This window comes from Thalassococcus sp., assembly GCF_982780845.1.
Genome location: NZ_CEYADA010000009.1, coordinates 42947 through 59997, shown reverse-complemented (window position 1 = coordinate 59997; position 17051 = coordinate 42947). Strand labels below are relative to the sequence as shown.

Below are 17051 nucleotides of genomic sequence, written 5' to 3'. Positions count from 1 at the left end.
CTGATTTGCATCTTGTCAAGCTTGTTGCGAACGATTTGCAAGAAGGCTTGATGATTTTTTCGACCCATGCCAAAGAATAGGACATGACCAAAGCAGATGACCTGACCCAAGCCCTGCGCGACGCAGGTGTGCGCATCACCCGCCAGCGGGCGGCTTTGCTGACCGTGATCGCAGGCGCAGATGACCACCCCGACGCCGTGGAACTGCACCGCCGCGCGTCCAAGGATATGCCCAGTCTGTCGCTGTCCACGGTCTACCGCACCCTGACCGCGCTTGAGGATCAGGGCGTCATCCAGCGCCACCAGTTCGACGGCACCCCGTCCCGTTTCGAAAAGGCCGAAGATGACCACCACGATCACATGATCGACGTGGACACCGGCGAAGTGATCGAATTCTGCTCGGACCGCATCGAACAGTTGCAAACCGAACTGGCTGCCGAAATCGGCTATGAAATCGTTCATCACCGTATGGAGCTCTATGTCCGGAAAAAGGACGGCTGACTTTTTCCGCCGATAGGCGCGCGGGCTCTTTTCCCCGATTTGTCCTGCGGCTAGAACGAACCTCCAACACTTTCGGAGGCCTCCTTGGACACCAACGCACGTATCGCCCAGCTGATCGCCACTGACATTTCGGCACAACCCCGTCAGGTGGATGCCGCCGTCAAACTGCTGGACGAAGGATCGACCGTTCCTTTCATCGCCCGCTACCGGAAAGAGGCCACTGGCGGTCTGGACGATTCCCAACTGCGCACCTTGGCCGACCGGCTGTCTTACCTGCGCGAACTGGAAGCCCGCCGCGCGACCATCCTTGAATCCGTCAAATCCCAAGACAAGCTGACCGACGAACTGGCGCGCTCCATCGTGAACGCGACAACCAAGTCCGAGTTGGAAGACATTTACCTGCCCTACCGCCCCAAACGGCGCACTAAGGCGACCATCGCCAAGGAAAACGGGCTGGAACCATTGGCCGACGGCATCCTGAACGATCGCAGCGTCGACCCCGAGGCATTGGCCGCGACCTACCTCACCGAAAACGTGCCCGACGTGAAATCGGCCCTGAACGGCGCGCGCGACATCATCGCCGAACGCCTGTCCGAGGACGCCACACTTCTGGGCCGCCTGCGCGATTTCATGCGCGCCGAGGCTTGGCTGACCTCCTCTGTCGTCGCAGGGAAAGAGGCTGAGGGTGCCAAATTTCAGGACTATTTTGACAAGCGGGAAAAATGGGCAGACGTTCCCGCTCACCGTGCATTGGCCATGCTGCGCGCTGCCAATGAGGGTATCGTAACGCTCGACATCGCCCCCGATCCCGAAACCGGCGCACCCCGCGCGGCGGGCATCGTGGCGCAGGCGCTGAACGTCGGTCAGGGCGGCAAAGGCGACGACTGGCTGCGCACCATGGCGGGCTGGACGTGGCGCATCAAACTGTCGCTGACCATGATGGTCGATCTGATGGGCGAAATGCGCGCCCGCGCCCATGAAGAGGCCATTCAGGTCTTTGCCCGCAACCTGAAGGATCTGCTGCTGGCCGCCCCTGCCGGTGCGAAATCCGTTCTGGGCCTCGACCCCGGTATCCGGACAGGAGTGAAAGCGGCCGTTGTAGATGCGACGGGCAAGGTCCTGGCGACAGACACGCTCTACCCCTTCCAGCCCAAGAACGACGTGAACGGCGCGATTGCCGCGATCCATCGTCATATCGCCCAACACAACGTCGCCCTGATCGCCATCGGCAACGGCACAGCCAGCCGTGAAACCGAACGTCTGGTCGCGGACGCGATCAAATTGCTACCCAAGGGCATCCCCGCCCCCACCAAGGTCGTCGTGTCCGAGGCTGGCGCATCAGTCTATTCGGCCTCGGAACTGGCGGCCAAAGAATTTCCCGATCTCGACGTGTCCCTACGCGGCGCCGTGTCCATCGCCCGCCGCCTACAGGACCCGCTGGCCGAACTGGTCAAGATCGAGCCCAAAGCCATCGGCGTGGGCCAGTACCAGCACGACGTCGACCAATCCCGCCTGACAAAAGCGCTGGATGCCGTGGTCGAAGACGCCGTGAACGCGGTTGGCGTTGATCTGAACACCGCCTCAGCCCCGCTTCTGGCGCATGTGTCGGGCCTTGGCCCTGTGTTGGCCGAGGCTGTCGTCGCCCATCGCGACTCCAACGGCCCCTTCAAGGATCGCAAATCCCTTCTTAAGGTCGCGCGCCTTGGGCCCAAGGCGTTCGAACAATGTGCGGGCTTCTTGCGTATCCGCGACGGCGAGGAACCTCTGGATGCCTCTTCGGTTCACCCCGAAGCCTATGGCGTCGCGCGCAAGATCGTTGCCGCCTGTGGCCGCGATCTGCGCGAGGTGATGAAGGACCCTGCCCTTCTCAAACGCCTGAACCCTGCCGATTTCGCCGATGACACCTTCGGCCTGCCCACCGTCCGCGACATCTTTGGCGAATTGGAAAAGCCCGGACGCGACCCGCGCCCGAGCTTCAAGACAGCGCAATTCACCGACGGCGTCGAAACCATCAACGATCTGCGCGAAGGCATGGTTCTGGAAGGCACCGTGACCAACGTCGCCGCCTTCGGGGCCTTCGTTGATATCGGCGTCCATCAGGACGGGCTTGTCCACGTCAGCCAACTGGCCGACCGGTTCGTGAAAGACCCGCATGAGGTGGTCAAAACCGGCGATGTCGTCAAAGTCCGCGTGACCGAGGTCGACGTCCCCCGCAAACGCATCGGCCTGTCCATGCGCAAAGACGGCGGTACATCCGCGAAAGAGGCCCGCACCGAACGCAGCGCCGGTCCGTCCCATGGCAAAGGTCGCCCACAGCGGCACAACGGCAAATCCGCGCCAAAGTCCAAACAGGACAATTCACAGGGCGCACTGGGTGCTGCCCTGCTGGAAGCGATGAAAAAGCGCTAAACGTCCACGTTGGACAGGATATGCTCGGCTGAGAACGCGATATGCGTTTTCAGCGCCTCTTCTGCCTGAACAGCATCGCGATTGCGCAGCGCCCGCACGATTGCCCCGTGCTGGTCGTGCGAGGTATTCAGCCGCGCAGGCGTGTCCACCTGACGGGCCACCAGCCCGATCAACCGCCCCCGCACGCCTGTGCGCATCACAACCAGATCGGGGTTTTTGGTGCTGCGGCAGATCATATCGTGAAAACGCGAATTAGCACTGTCATAGGCATCGTAATCCTCGGCCTCGACCATCGCGCCCATCTGGCGGTGCAGTTCTTCTAACGCCCAAACTTCGCCAAGCGTCATCCGCTCGGCCGCAAGCTTAACGCACAGCAGATCAATCTCGCTCAGCGCCTCGAACATCTGCGCAATCCGTTCTCGGGTGATCTCGGCAACCACCAGACCTTTGGAATAACTTCGCTCCGCCAGATTGCGCGACACGAGCGTATGCATCACCGATTGGATATCCGCCCGTTCAACTCGGTATTTTTCGGACAACCAAACTTCGTCCAAAACAGTGCCAGCGGGAAGTGCACCGCTGACAATATCAGATTCAAGAGCGGCCGAAATCGCCGCGATCTGCGAAACATGTTCGCTATGAATGAATGTGCCTGTGGTGTTCATGGATCGACAATAATCACCTACACGCAACAGGCGAATGACAATCAAACTGACAGTATCTTTTGCCCACTCACATCCAGCTTATCCGCTCAATCCTTGGGCAAACGTCCAATTTTCAAGCAATCGGTGATTTTGAACGAAAACAGGGGGGCGAAAAACTTCCCGTTTCGCCCCCCTGTTTCCGCTTATCGAACCAATCCAACAGGTCACTATATGTTTGCAGGACAGACCTACTGGCAGCGCGTGCCATCGCCGGTTCTTGGGTATTATTTCGTCAAAATCAGTTTGCCCGCGCGGGTGATCCGCAGCGTGTAGACTTGGTCGTTCAAACGGATGTGGGCCAGTGTGCCGCCCGAGGTCAGAAGCTCGGCTTCATGCGTGGGAACGATTTGCGCGCCTTCGACGCTAACTTCACGGTTCATCATTGTGTGTGCCCTCAGTCAGGGTTGGCCATTTCGGCAAATTGCAGGAACGCCAAGGGCAGCCCCCTGGCACAGCGATCTGATCTGGCTGACCCTGTGCGGGGTGGCTGAGTTATTCCTGATTGATTTAGTAGGATTTGTCAAGGCGGGATTCCCGATGCCCCCAAAACAGACAAACGCGAAGGTTTCCCTTCGCGTTTCGATCCTACATCACAGCGCCGATTTGCCATGGCACGGTTTCGTTGTCGCCCAGCCCCAGCTCTTCGCTTTTGCTGGGCTGGCCCGAGGCGACGGCAAGGAAATGCTCTAACATCTCGCGGCCCTTATCCGGGATCGACACACCTTGGCTCAGGATATCGCCGCAGTTGATATCCATGTCCTCGGACATCGACTGATACAGCCGGTCATTTGTGGCGACCTTGATCGTCGGCGCAGGTTTCGATCCGAACGCCGATCCACGCCCCGTGGTAAACACAATCAACTGCGCCCCACCGGCGATCTGGCCCGTCACAGACACAGGATCATATCCGGGCGTGTCCATAAAGATCAGACCTTTGCTGTCGATCTTCTCGCCATAGTGCAGCACGTCCGACAGCGGCGCAGACCCCGCCTTGGCCACAGCGCCCAAGGATTTCTCAAGGATCGTGGTCAACCCGCCTGCTTTGTTGCCGGGGCTCGGGTTGTTGTCCATCGAACCGCCGTTCATCTGCGTGTACTCTTCCCACCAGCGGATACGTTCGATCAGCTTGTCGGCCACATCGCCATTCACGGCACGCCGCAGCAACAACTGCTCGGCCCCGTAAATCTCAGGCGTCTCCGACAGTACGGTCGTGCCCCCTTGTGCCACCAGCAAATCCGACGCGGCCCCCAAAGCAGGGTTCGCAGTGATACCGGAATAGCCATCAGAACCACCACATTGCAGCCCGATCACCAGATCAGAGGCTGGACAGGTCGTACGCTCAGCCTTGGCCACCTCGGGCAGCAGTTCTGCCACCTTGGCAACAATCGCCTCAATCGTGGCGCGCGTGCCGCCTGTGTCCTGAATGGTCAGGCCGTGAAACCGTTCGCTCCCCTCGGCCCCGAACAGGGTCTTCATCCGTGCGATCTGCATCACCTCACAGCCAAGGCCCACAAACACCGCCGCGCCCACATTGGGGTGCGTCGCATGCCCCCAAAGGACACGCTGAAGGTTGTCCCATCCCGCGCCCTCCGACGCCATGCCACAGCCCGTCCCATGGGCCAGCGCAAAGATGCCATCCACGTTGGGATAGGGCGCGAGCAGGCCACGACGCACAACCTCATCCGCCGCTTTCCGGATGACGGTGGCTGAACAATTCACAGTGGCACACAGCGCGATATAGTTCCGGGTTCCCACACGTCCGTCTTCACGGCGGTATCCCTGAAATGTCATCGGCTTCTGCGGGGCAACAGCCGCCTTGGCGGCCTCCAGATCCGCACCGATCTCATAGCCCCGATCGTGATCCCCGATGGCACAGTTGTGGCTGTGTACATGCTCGCCCGCAGCAATGTCTGCCGTGGCATAGCCGATGATCTGCCCGAACTTCCGGATCGCCGCGCCCTTCACCAAAGCATGCCGCGCAACCTTATGACCCTGCGCAACAGGCGCGTCCAAAGGCGCACCCAGCCCCAAAGGATCATCCCCCGCACCGGCCTTAGCCGTCAGAATGGCCACGTCATCTTTCGGGTCCAGAACAATCGGCTCAGCCATGTGTTGCATCCGCATAGGTCAAACCGGCGATCACACCGCGCAATTCAGCCAATCCGCGCAAACGCCCGATCAGCGGATAGCCCGGATGGGTATTGCGCCCTTCATCAGTCAACAGGGCATGACCATGATCCGGACGGAACGGAATATCCGCATCCCTGCGCGCGTCCTTCCGGCGACGCTTCTCTTCCGCCAGCAAAACCGCAACCAAGGCCGGCATATCCGTGTCCCCATCCAGATGCGCAGCTTCCTCAAACGACCCATCCGGTTCCTTCCGGACATTCCGCAGATGGGCAAAATGAATCCGATCCGCAAACTCCGCCGCGATGGCAGGCACGTCATTGACCGGATTGGCCCCCAGCGAACCAGCACACAGCGTCAGACCGTTGGCCACATCATCCACCATTGCCATGATCGCCGCGATATGATCGCGCGATGAAACGATGCGCGGCAATCCGAGCAACGGACGCGGCGGATCATCGGGATGGATACACATCCGCATCCCCAACTCTGACGCCGTCGGGATAACCTCTTCCAGAAACCGCTTAAGGTTCGCCTGCAAATCTTCGGTGGTAAACCCCTGCCAAGGCGCAAGCGCCGCTCGCAGACCCTCCACATCATACCGCGCATAGGCCCCCGGCAATCCGGACATGATCGCCGTCAACAACCGCTGCCGCTCTGCCTCATCCGCGCCGTCGGCCCACTCGGTGGCCTGATCTAGTATATCCTGAGTATACTCGGCCTCAGCACCTTCGCGCCCCAGCATATGAACCTCGAACCCGGCCATCTCGACCTGCGAAAACCGCAGCGATGTGCCACCATCCGGCAAAGCAGCATCCAAACGGGTCCGCGTCCAATCCAGAAGCGGCATGAAGTTATAGCAAACGGTCGTCACGCCCTGCGACGCAAGGTTCGCCAGCGACTGGCGGTAGTTCTCGAACAACCCATCCAGATCCCCCTGCCCCAGCTTGATATCCTCATGCACCGGCAGACTTTCCACCACAGCCCAATGCGCGCCTGACGCCTCAATCATCGCCTTGCGCTCGGCAATCGCCTCAACCGGCCAGACCTCGCCATAGGGAATGTCGTGCAAGGCTGTCACAATGCCCCGCGCACCCGTCTGCGCAATCTCGGAGAGATCAATCGCGTCCAACGGACCAAACCAGCGCCACGTCTCGATCATGCCACCAACTCCTGCACCATGGCGCGCGCGCCTTTGGCGACCAGCCCCTCATAGCCCCCCGTCACCGCAGCCCGAAAACCGTCATGCGCCGCCAGCTCAGGCGCGAACACGTCCTCAACCCCCAACAGGGCGGCCACCTTCGCAGCGGGCGTTGCCGCGCCTTCCGACAGCTCGCGCAAACGCGCCGCCAAAGGATCACGCACATCAATCATCGCACCGGCTTCATCCACGCCCCCCACGTAACGCATCCACCCCGCCACAGCGAGCGCAAGTCCAGGCACAGACCGACCCGCAGCCAAAGCATCACTTACCGTTCCCAAAATCCGCTGGGGCAGCTTTTGCGACCCGTCCATAGCAATCTGCCACGTCCGGTGACGAATGGCCGGATTGCGATACCGCTCCAACAAAGCCGCCGCATATGCCGCCAAATCCTCACCTTCGGGCTGGGGCACTGTGGGTATGATTTCGTCTGTCCACAAATACTCACATAGCCCAGCGAATGCCGCATCGGACACCGTGTCGGAAATCGTCTCATACCCCGCCAAGTAGCCCAGATAGGCCAGCGTCGAATGGGTGCCGTTCAGACAGCGCAGTTTCATCGTCTCGTGGGCATCCACATCCCGCACGAATTGCGCACCGCCCACGTGCCAGTCAGGCCGCGCGCCGTCGACGAAGTCATCTTCGATGACCCACTGACGGAAGGGTTCATGCTGGACACAGGCCGGATCATAATAGCCCTGCGCCTCTTCCAGCGCGGCTATGTCCGCCTCGGTCGTCGCGGGCGTGATCCGGTCCACCATGGTGGCCGGAAAACGGCCCTCGGACGCGATCCAGTCGCGGAGACCGGCGTCCACTTGCCCCGCAAACTCCAACACCATGCCGCGCGCCAGATGGCCGTTCGACGGCAGGTTATCGCAGCTTAACACCGTGAAGGGCGCAATGCCCGCAGACCGACGCCGCGCCAAAGCACCCACGATAAACCCGAGCGCCGATTGCGGCGCATCCAAATGCGCCAGATCATGCACGATGTCGGCATGATCCAACCGCAGCCGCCCCGTAGACGGCTCGTGGCAGTACCCTTTTTCGGTGATGGTCAATGACACGATCTTCACCGCCGGATCAGCCATCACATCCAGAACCGCAGACGGGCTTTCCGGTGCGACCAGCACCTTATTGATCGACCCGATCACGGTATGCGTAACGCCCTCGGCCCCCAAGGACACGGATGTATAAACACCCCCCTGCGGTTCAAGCTGGTCACGCGCCGTGGGGCTGCGCAGGCTTACAGCCGTGATACCCCAATCGCCGCCCGAGGCCGCCATCGCCTCTTGCGTATAGATAGCATTGAACGCGCGAAAGAACGCGCCGGGGCCAAGGTGGACGATACCAGTTTTCGGCGCGTCGCCTTGTCGGGTCAGTCTCGGGTTAGCGGGCAAGCCAGCCTCCATCCACATTCAGAACCGCACCTGTCACGTATTTCGCAGCAGGCGTGCACAGGAAGGTCACCGCACCAGCGATATCCTCCGCATCGCCCCAGCGACCCGCCGGAATACGATCCAAAATCGCCTGATTGCGCGCCGCGTCGTTGCGCAGCGCTTCGGTGTTGTTGGTTGCGATATAGCCAGGTGCCACGGCATTCACATTGATGCCCTTCGCGGCCCATTCATTGGCGAAAATCTTGGTCAGACCAGCCACACCATGTTTCGACGCGGTATAGGCAGGCACGCGGATGCCGCCCTGAAAGCTGAGCAGCGATGCGATGTTCACAATGCGACCCTCGGCCCCACGCGCAATCGCGGCCTTGGCAAAGGCCTGACACAGCAGGAACACGGCCTTCAGGTTCACATCCATCACATCGTCCCAATCGGCCTCGGAATAATCAACCGAGTCCTCGCGCCGGATGATGCCTGCGTTGTTCACCAGAATGTCCAGATCACCGGCCTTGGCCAGCTGGGACGCGCCTTTGACCGGATCGGACAGGTCCAGCGTCAGCGCCTCGGCACTGCCACCTGCGGCAGTGATCTGCGCGACGGTGTCATCACAGGACGACCTGCCAGCGGCGATCACATGGGCACCGGCAGCGGCCAGACCAATGGCAATCGCCTGACCGATCCCTGTGTTCGCCCCCGTCACCAGCGCGCGCTTGCCTTCGATGCTGAAGGGGTTGCTCATCGCAGGTCCTCCATCGCGACCATGTCCATGTCGGTGAAGTCTACGTTGTCACCGGCCATCGCCCAGCAGAAGGTGTAAGAGCCGGTGCCCGCGCCCGAGTGGATGGACCACGGCGGGGAAATCACGGCCTCTTCGTTGGCCACAACGATGTGCCGCGTCTCGCTCGGCTGGCCCATGAAGTGGAACACGCGCTGGTCTGCCGTCATGTCGAAATACAGATAGGCTTCCATCCGGCGGTCATGCAGGTGGGCGGGCATTGTGTTCCAGACCGAGCCTTCTTTGAACTGAGTGTAGCCCATCAGCAGTTGGCAGCTTTCGCAGACATCGGGGTGAAGCAGCTGAATGATCACCCGCTCGTTGGCCGTCGCGATGGAACCCAACTCGACCCGCTTCGCCTCGGCCAGTGTGATCAGCTTGGTCGGGCATGTGCGGTGCGCAGGGGCGGACAGGATGTAGTAGCGCCCTGCCCCGCTGAAGGTGATCGCGCCTGCGCCCATGCCGATGTACAGCACTTCGCCGTTGGCAATTTCATAGGTTTCGCCACCAACAGACACGGTGCCTGTGTCGCCGATATTCAGAATGCCCATTTCGCGTCGTTCCAGAATGGTGGCGGTGCCCGTTTCCGGAACATGATCCAGCGTCAGGTCCTTGCCCGCAGGCACAGCCGAGCCAAGGATCAGACGATCGTAATGGGAATACACCAGCTTGATCTCGCCCTCGGCGAACAGGCCGCCCACGTGGAAATGATCGCGCAGACCTTGGGTATCCAGCGTCTTGGAGGTTGCGGGATCAATGGCGTAGCGGGTTTCAGCGGTGGTCATGGAAATGGCTCCTGTTCAAAGAAAATCGTCGCGGCGAGGGGTGAAGGTGTCGATCAGCTCGCCCGGCTCAAGGCAGGTGCAACCGTGCTCGGCACCCGACGGGATGACAAAGCTGTCGCCAGGTTTGACGTCAAAGCTGTTGCCAGCCACGGAAAAGCGGAACTTGCCGGTCTTCACATAGGTCGACTGGACATGCGGGTGGCTGTGCAACGCGCCCTTCGCGCCCTCTTCGAAAGCGAAGGACACAACCATCAGTTCAGGACTGTCGGACAACACCTGACGGGCCACGCCCTGATCAGGGTGAACAACCGGAAACGTGCGGATCATCGAAAACTCCAATCAGCGGAAAAGAGAGGGCAGCCAAAGCGACAACGCGGGCACATAGGTAACCAGCAGCAGCACGCCAAAGGCCGCAAAGTAGAAAGGCCAGATCGTGCGCATGGCCTGCCCGATCCCGATCTTGCCCACAGCACAGCCGACGAACAGCACAGCACCCACAGGCGGTGTGCACAGGCCGATGCCAAGGTTCAGGATCAGGATGATGCCGAACTGCACCGGATCGACGCCAAAGGCGGTGGCGACCGGCAGGAAGATCGGCGTGGTGATCACGATCAGCGGGCTCATGTCCATGAAGGTGCCCAGAACCAGCAGGCTGATGTTGATCAGCAGCAGGATCACAATGGGGTTGTCCGACACGCCCTTCAGGAAGGTCACCATTTCGGAAGGCACCTTAAGGAAGGCCAGAAGCCATCCGAAGGCCGCCGCCATGCCGATGACCAGCAGAACCATCGCCGTTGTGCGCACGGCGGCAAAGGTTGCTTCACAGAACTCGGTCCAGTTCAGGCTGCGATAGGCGAAGACTGTCACTAGGAAGGCATAGACCACGGCAATACAGGAACTTTCAGATGCGGTGAAAATGCCCGAACGCACGCCCCCAAAGATGATCGCCACAAGGATCAGGCCCGGAATGGCCGAGGCCAGCAAAACACCCAACATCCGCACACCGGGGAAAGGTTCGGTCGGGTAACCACGCTTGCGCGCCACCAGCCATGCAGCCACCATTAGTGCGAACGCCAGCAGTAGGCCCGGGATGATACCGGCGGTGAACAGATCGGCGATAGACAGACGTCCGCCCGCCGAAATCGAATAGATGATCAGGTTGTGGGACGGCGGCAGCATCAGCGCGATGATCGACGACACGACCGTTACGTTCACCGCATAGTCGGTGTCATAACCCTTCTTCTCCATCTGCGGGATCATCAGGCCCCCGATGGCCGACGCATCCGCCGCAGCCGAGCCGGAGATGCCGCCAAACAACACAGACGCCGTGATGTTCACTTGGCCCAGACCACCGCGTAAGTGGCCGACAAGTCCCCCCGCCAAGGCAACCAGCCGTCGGGCGATATCGCCCCTGACCATCAGCTCGCCCGCGTAGATAAAGAAGGGGATCGCCATAAGCGCAAAGACGGACACGCCCGAGTTCAGACGCTGGAACACCACCACCGGCGGCAGGCCCATGTACAGAACGGTCGCAAAGCTGGACACGCCCAGACAGAAGGCGACCGGCGTGCCGATCAGCAAAAGAAAGGTGAAGGTTCCGAAAAGAATCCAGAGTTCCATAGGTCAGTCGTCCAGTTCTTCGCCAAAGCGGGCGGTCGGCAATCCGGCAGCGCGGCGCGCCAGCCGTTCCAGTGAAAACAGCACCACAAGGACGCCGCCCACCACGATGGGAAGGAAATCATAAGCGCCGGAAATCCCCAGCGACGGGATCTTGTTGCCGGCAGTTTTCATGGCCAGCAGCGTGCCGTACCAAACCATGCCAAAGCCGAAGGCCGTCACAACAATGTCAGAGATCGAATAAAGGATCAGCTTCAGCCGGTCCGGTGCAAAGTGCAAAAATACCTCGAACGACAGGTGATAGCCTTCGCGGATACCGACAGCGGCCCCCAGCAGAATGAACCAGCCCATCACCATGACGGATGCGGGTTCGGTCCAGATGATGCTGTCGTTCAGAACATACCGCCACCAGACCTGCGCCGCGATCATGACGGTCATGGCAACAAGCCCCGCCCCCGCGATCCACAGCCCGATACGGGCAAGTTTCCCTGTGATGATCGCAATCGTTTCCACGGCGCGTCTTTCTGTTAGGAGGGGCGCGCGCGGTAAGAGGACACCGCGCGCACCGATCAGGGTCAGATTACTCTGTCGCCTGAATACGTGTGACGAGGTCTTTCAGCTTGTCGGATGTAACGTGCTTTTCATAGACCGGCTTCATCGCTTCGATGAACGGGGTTTTGTCGATGTCGGTGATCACCTCGACGCCCGCGTCACGGACCTTTTGCTCGGACACTTTTTCACGCTCGGCCCACAGGGCGCGCATGACCGGAACGGCGTCTTTGGCCGCCTGACGGACAATCGCCTGATCGTCGGCGCTCAGCTTGTCAAAGCTGGCTTTGGACATGACCAGAACTTCGGGAACGATCAGGTGCTGGTCCAGCGTGTAGTAGCCAGCAACTTCGAAGTGACCCGAGGATTCATAAGACGGCCAGTTGTTTTCCGCGCCATCGATAACGCCGGTCTGGATAGAGGAGTATACCTCGCCGTAAGGCATCGGTGTCGCGTTCGCGCCAAGGGCGCCAACCATGTCGACAAAGATATCCGACTGCATCACGCGGAACTTCATGCCCGCCAGATCTTCCATCGATGTGATGGGTTTCTGCGAGTTGTAGAAGCTGCGCGAACCGCCGTCGAAGTATGCCAGACCAACCAGATCATGCTGTTCGAACGCCGCAAGGATTTCGTCGCCAATCGGACCGTCCATGACGTTGTGCATATGTTCGACCGAACGGAAAACGTAAGGCAGCGATACGACCTGTGTTTCTTCGATGATGTTGTTGAACGGGCCCATCGAGACGCGGTTCATGTCGATCACGCCGAACTGTGTCTGTTCGATGGTGTCTTTTTCCTGACCCAGCTGCGCCGAGTGGAACACTTCGATGCACAGGCGACCATTGGTGCGCTCTTCCAGCATCTTGCCCATTTCCTGAACGGCAACCACGGTGGGGTAGCCTTCGGGGTGCGTGTCAGACGACCGCAGGGTGACTTCGCAGGCGCTGGCCGCTGTGGCCATCGCGGATGTGGCAAGCAGCGCTGCCATCAGGTGACGTTTCATTCGTAATCCTCCCTTGGATTTTTGGCCTGTCACAGCCGGTATGCCTCTTTGGCGAGGCGATAGGTCAGGTCCTGTGCCACCTCGAACGCCTCGTCCTCTCTCAGGCGTCCAGTCGCGACCAGAGTCGCGAGGTAGGCACAGTCCGACCGCCGCGCGACGTCGTGGCGCGCGGGGATCGAACAGAAAGCACGGGTGTCGTCGTTGAACCCGGCTGTATTGTAGAAACCGCAGGTTTCGGTCGTGGCTTCGCGGAATTTCCGGATGCCCTCGTAGCTGTCAAAGAACCACCACGGCGGGCCCAGACGCAGGGCCGGATAAGCCCCCGCCATCGGCGCCAGTTCGCGGCCATAGGTTGTTTCATCCAGCGTAAACAGGATGACCGTCAGGTCACGCTCCATCCCCACCGCATCCAGCAGCGGGCGCAGCGCGCCGACGTAATCGGTGCGGCCCGGAATATCGAAACCCTTGTCGCGGCCATGGGCGGCAAAGACCGGTGCCGAATGGTTGCGCCGCGCACCCGGATGGATTTGCAGCGTCAGCCCGTCTTCAAGGCTCATCCGCGCCATTTCTGTCAGCATGTGACCACGGAAGGCGTCCGCCTCGTCCGCAGTGCAGGTGCCTTTCAACGCCTTCTGGAACAGCGCATTGGCATCCGCCGCAGACAGGTCTTCGGTCCGCGCGGTGGCGTGGCCGTGATCTGATGCGGTTGCGCCGAATTCCTTGAAATAGGCGCGGCGTGCGCGATGGGCATTCAGATAGCCATCCCACGTTGCGGTATCTTCACCAGTGATCGCGCCCAGTTCGGCGACATTGTCTGCGAACCCTTCGAATTCCGGATCAACCACAGCATCGGGGCGGTAGGTGGTGATCACCCTGCCCTGCCAACCGCTTTCGCGGATTTGGCGGTGCCATTTCAGATCGTCCAGCGCGCCTTCGGTCGTGGCCAGTGCCTCGATCTTGAAGCGGTCAAACAATGCCCGGGGGCGGAAATCATCCTGCGCCAGTTTCGCGTCGATATGGTCGTAATACATATCCGCCGTTTCGGCAGAGAGCGGCACATCCAGACCGAAAACATGTTCAAACGAATGGTTCAGCCACATCGCCGAAGGCGTGCCGCGCAGCAGGTAGTAATGCTCGGCAAAGCGTTTCCAGATCAGGCGCGGATCGGTTTCGGTCGGGCCGCCGTCAACTCGGGGCACACCCAGATCGGTCAGGGGCACACCCTGCGACACCAGCATGCGGAAGACGTAGTGATCGGGGATCACGAACAACTCGGCGGGGTTCGGGAAACGTTTGTTTTCCGCAAACCACTGCGGATCGCAGTGACCGTGAGGCGAAATAATCGGCTGGTCTGCCACGCTTTCATACAGCGCGCGCGTCAAACCACGCAAGCCTGTTTCGACCGGAAATAGGCGATCCGGATCAACCAAAGCCATAATGTCCCCCCACTTTGCGACTCGTCATTTCTCCAAACTAATATGCTAGTTGATTAGTTGTGTCAAAAAAGATTTCGTCTATACTGTCCAAAGCTTGGAAAAACGGGACGACGCCTTGCCTATGAATGACCTTTCCATTGCGCCCCTGTCGGCGATCCAGACTGTCACCACGACAGATCAGGTTTTTGAATCGCTCTACCACGCGCTCATCACGTTCAAGCTGGCCCCCGGCACCAAGGTTTCCGAAATCGAGATCGCCAAAGCGCTCGGCGTTTCGCGCCAACCCGTGCGCGACGCGTTCTTTCGCCTGTCGCAGGTAGGCTTTCTTCTGATCCGCCCGCAACGCGCGACACTGATCACAAAGATTTCCTCGCAAGCCGTGCTTCAGGCCAGCTTTATCCGGACCGCGCTGGAAACCGCCTGCTTCCTTGATGCGGTCAACACCATGACCGAGGATGACTTCGACGAAATCCGCAGTCTGCTCGCACAACAGAAAACCGCCATCGCCGCAGATGAACGATCCAAGTTCCACGAACTGGATGACCGCATGCACCAGCGCATCTGCGAAATGTCCGGTCACGGCTATGCCTGGGCGCTGATCCAGGAACAAAAGGCCCATATGGACCGCGTGCGGTTTCTGTCCTTGTCGTTCGGCCAGCAAACCGCCTTTGACCAGCACCTGTCGATCACCGACGCGCTGTTTGCCCGCGATGCCGATGCCGTTCAAAAACACCTCGAGGAACATCTAGGCCGGATCAAATACATCCTGCCCCAGATCCGAGAAGAACATCCCCAATATTTCGAAGATAGCGACACATGACGCAGACAGTTCTCGCCATTGGCGAATGTATGGTCGAAATGGCCCCGACGGGCGACGGCCATTACACGATGGGCTTTGCCGGCGATACGTTCAACACCGCTTGGTACCTGCGCAAACTGGCAGGCGATGACCTGACCGTGTCCTATTTCAGCGCCGTGGGCGATGACGCGGCCTCGGCCCAGATGACGGCGTTCATGCAAGGTGCGGGCGTGACCCCTGAACTGCGGGTGATCCCGGGCGCGTCGGTCGGCCTTTATATGATTTCGCTGAAAGACGGAGAGCGCAGCTTTTCCTACTGGCGCAGCGCCTCTGCCGCGCGGCAGATGGCGGATGGGCTGAGCGAACTGCCAAACCTGAAGGCAGGCGATGTGGCATTTTTCTCCGGCATCACCCTGGCGATCCTGCCGGTTGAGGGGCGCGAGACATTGCTGTCCGTTCTGGCCAAGGCCCGTGCCGGAGGCGTGCGCATCGTGTTCGACCCGAACCTGCGCCCGCGCCTCTGGGCTTCGGATCAAGAAATGTGTGATTGGATCATGCGCGGCGCGGCAGTGGCGGACATCGCCCTGCCCTCGTTCGAGGATGAAGCCACCTACTTCAACGATGCCGACAAAGCGGCGACAGCCAAACGCTATGCCGACGCGGGCGTAACCCTGTCTATCGTCAAAGACGGCGCAGATGCCGTTCTGATCGACGCCGCAGGCCAACCGCAGGAAACCGTGACCCCGATGAAAGTAACCCAAGTGGTCGACACAACGGCGGCGGGGGATTCCTTTAACGCAGGCTTCTTAAGCGGCTTGATGTCGGGCCAGTCCAACGCCGATGCTGTGCGCGCCGGATGTGCCCTAGCGGCGCAGGTCGTGGGCAAACGTGGTGCGTTGGTCGATCTGGACTAAAGCGCGTTAGTCCTCGACCGAGAACTTGGCGCAATCGCTGCCGAAGGGCATCGAGATGTCGCTGCCTGTAACCCCGCGCAGCAATTCACCCAGTTCGACCTTGGACTTGGCCAAGCGGACCTTGGCGCTCATGATGTTGGTGAAATCGAATTCGTAATCGGAATCCGGCAAACCGGTTTCAAGGAAGGCCTCATTGCAAACCGGCTCTAACAAAGCGGCGGCAGGGTCCGACGCATAAAGGTCGTAACAGACCTTCATGGTCATTTGCTCGGCCTCTTGCGTGCGGGCCAATTTGAAGTTGTCATACTCTGCCTCAAGGCTTTTGACCGACTCTTGCGCAGCAGAGATTTCGCATTCAAGCCGCGCCCGTTCGTTCTGATAATCGATCTGGTTCGAGGCCTTTTTGTTCATCGCCTTGTCGATATAGTCCTGCTCCATATCCGCCTCCATTCCGGTCAGGAAACGGCTTTTGGTGGTGAAATATGTCCACTCGCCCCCTTTGGCGGCTTCAAGACAGGATTTCGCGTCAGCAATGACTTGTGTCGCGAACAAGGCCCGCCAATCGATGATTTCATCCGCCAGACGTTCAGCAGTATCCATGTCATCAGCGCGGACAGCTTCCAGACAGGCAGCGACCGTTTCCTTGTGGGTGTCCGCCTGCGCGCCCGGACCGACAGCATAGGTTACACCAGACAAAACCGCCAAAGGCGCAAATCGGATAATGCCATTCATCGAAAAATCCCCGCAGGTCTTAAAGCGTAAATTCGCGTAAGGCCGCAGATCAATAATGAAACAGCAAAAGCATTACCTGAACGGCCATGCAGTTTAACGAAAC

Annotated in this window: 17 protein-coding genes; 4 read left to right on the top strand and 13 right to left on the bottom strand. The window is 59.9% G+C overall.

Features of this window, described 5'->3' with window-relative positions:
* Positions 1–83: 83 nt before the first annotated feature.
* Complete coding sequence (locus tag AC4FIA_RS11575) at positions 84–500, top strand: Fur family transcriptional regulator (RefSeq protein ID WP_103911713.1); 417 nt, start codon at positions 84–86, stop codon at positions 498–500.
* Between the two features lie 84 nt (positions 501–584).
* Positions 585–2909 (top strand): Tex family protein, encoded by a 2325-nt coding sequence (locus tag AC4FIA_RS11570; RefSeq protein ID WP_490365970.1) that lies wholly within the window; start codon positions 585–587, stop codon positions 2907–2909.
* Here AC4FIA_RS11570 and AC4FIA_RS11565 read toward each other — a convergent pair.
* The 12 genes from AC4FIA_RS11565 to uxaC form a co-directional block, all read right to left on the bottom strand.
* The gene (locus AC4FIA_RS11565; RefSeq protein WP_490365969.1) at positions 2906–3574 is read right to left on the bottom strand and encodes a GntR family transcriptional regulator; all 669 of its coding nucleotides are present in this window, start codon (positions 3572–3574) and stop codon (positions 2906–2908) included. The two genes, AC4FIA_RS11570 and AC4FIA_RS11565, sit on opposite strands and share 4 nt — an antisense overlap.
* A gap of 263 nt (positions 3575–3837) precedes the next feature.
* The gene (gene hemP, locus AC4FIA_RS11560; protein ID WP_407703080.1) at positions 3838–3993 is read right to left on the bottom strand and encodes a hemin uptake protein HemP; all 156 of its coding nucleotides are present in this window, start codon (positions 3991–3993) and stop codon (positions 3838–3840) included.
* 205 nt (positions 3994–4198) lie between these two features.
* The gene (locus AC4FIA_RS11555; RefSeq protein ID WP_490365968.1) at positions 4199–5722 is read right to left on the bottom strand and encodes a UxaA family hydrolase; all 1524 of its coding nucleotides are present in this window, start codon (positions 5720–5722) and stop codon (positions 4199–4201) included.
* Positions 5715–6902: a mannonate dehydratase gene (gene uxuA / locus AC4FIA_RS11550; RefSeq protein ID WP_490365967.1), complete on the bottom strand. Its 1188-nt coding sequence runs from the start codon at positions 6900–6902 to the stop codon at positions 5715–5717. The genes AC4FIA_RS11555 and uxuA overlap by 8 nt, the downstream gene beginning before the upstream one ends.
* The gene (locus tag AC4FIA_RS11545) at positions 6899–8350 is read right to left on the bottom strand and encodes a mannitol dehydrogenase family protein (protein WP_490366058.1); all 1452 of its coding nucleotides are present in this window, start codon (positions 8348–8350) and stop codon (positions 6899–6901) included. The genes uxuA and AC4FIA_RS11545 overlap by 4 nt, the downstream gene beginning before the upstream one ends.
* Complete coding sequence (kduD, locus tag AC4FIA_RS11540) at positions 8328–9074, bottom strand: 2-dehydro-3-deoxy-D-gluconate 5-dehydrogenase KduD (protein ID WP_490365966.1); 747 nt, start codon at positions 9072–9074, stop codon at positions 8328–8330. The genes AC4FIA_RS11545 and kduD overlap by 23 nt, the downstream gene beginning before the upstream one ends.
* Positions 9071–9895, bottom strand: coding sequence for a 5-dehydro-4-deoxy-D-glucuronate isomerase (gene kduI / locus AC4FIA_RS11535; protein ID WP_490365965.1), 825 nt, complete (start codon positions 9893–9895; stop codon positions 9071–9073). Before kduI ends, kduD begins: the two co-directional genes overlap by 4 nt.
* A gap of 15 nt (positions 9896–9910) precedes the next feature.
* On the bottom strand, positions 9911–10222 hold the full coding sequence (locus AC4FIA_RS11530; protein WP_490365964.1) for a cupin domain-containing protein: 312 nt from the start codon (positions 10220–10222) through the stop codon (positions 9911–9913).
* Between the two features lie 12 nt (positions 10223–10234).
* Entirely contained in the window at positions 10235–11515 is a 1281-nt protein-coding gene (locus tag AC4FIA_RS11525) for a TRAP transporter large permease (protein ID WP_490365963.1), read from the bottom strand.
* A 3-nt stretch (positions 11516–11518) separates the two neighbouring features.
* On the bottom strand, positions 11519–12025 hold the full coding sequence (locus AC4FIA_RS11520; RefSeq protein WP_234994823.1) for a TRAP transporter small permease: 507 nt from the start codon (positions 12023–12025) through the stop codon (positions 11519–11521).
* 67 nt (positions 12026–12092) lie between these two features.
* Positions 12093–13067, bottom strand: coding sequence for a TRAP transporter substrate-binding protein (locus AC4FIA_RS11515; protein WP_103911724.1), 975 nt, complete (start codon positions 13065–13067; stop codon positions 12093–12095).
* Positions 13068–13096: 29 nt separating this feature from the next.
* Positions 13097–14503, bottom strand: coding sequence for a glucuronate isomerase (gene uxaC / locus AC4FIA_RS11510; protein WP_490365962.1), 1407 nt, complete (start codon positions 14501–14503; stop codon positions 13097–13099).
* Positions 14504–14624: 121 nt separating this feature from the next.
* On the opposite strand from uxaC, the gene AC4FIA_RS11505 reads away from it, so the two are divergent.
* Positions 14625–15323, top strand: coding sequence for a GntR family transcriptional regulator (locus AC4FIA_RS11505; RefSeq protein ID WP_103911785.1), 699 nt, complete (start codon positions 14625–14627; stop codon positions 15321–15323).
* On the top strand, positions 15320–16216 hold the full coding sequence (locus tag AC4FIA_RS11500; RefSeq protein ID WP_490365961.1) for a sugar kinase: 897 nt from the start codon (positions 15320–15322) through the stop codon (positions 16214–16216). The genes AC4FIA_RS11505 and AC4FIA_RS11500 overlap by 4 nt, the downstream gene beginning before the upstream one ends.
* Positions 16217–16222: 6 nt before the next feature.
* On the opposite strand, the gene AC4FIA_RS11495 is transcribed toward AC4FIA_RS11500, so the two are convergent.
* The gene (locus AC4FIA_RS11495; RefSeq protein ID WP_490365960.1) at positions 16223–16948 is read right to left on the bottom strand and encodes a hypothetical protein; all 726 of its coding nucleotides are present in this window, start codon (positions 16946–16948) and stop codon (positions 16223–16225) included.
* Positions 16949–17051: the final 103 nt, after the last annotated feature.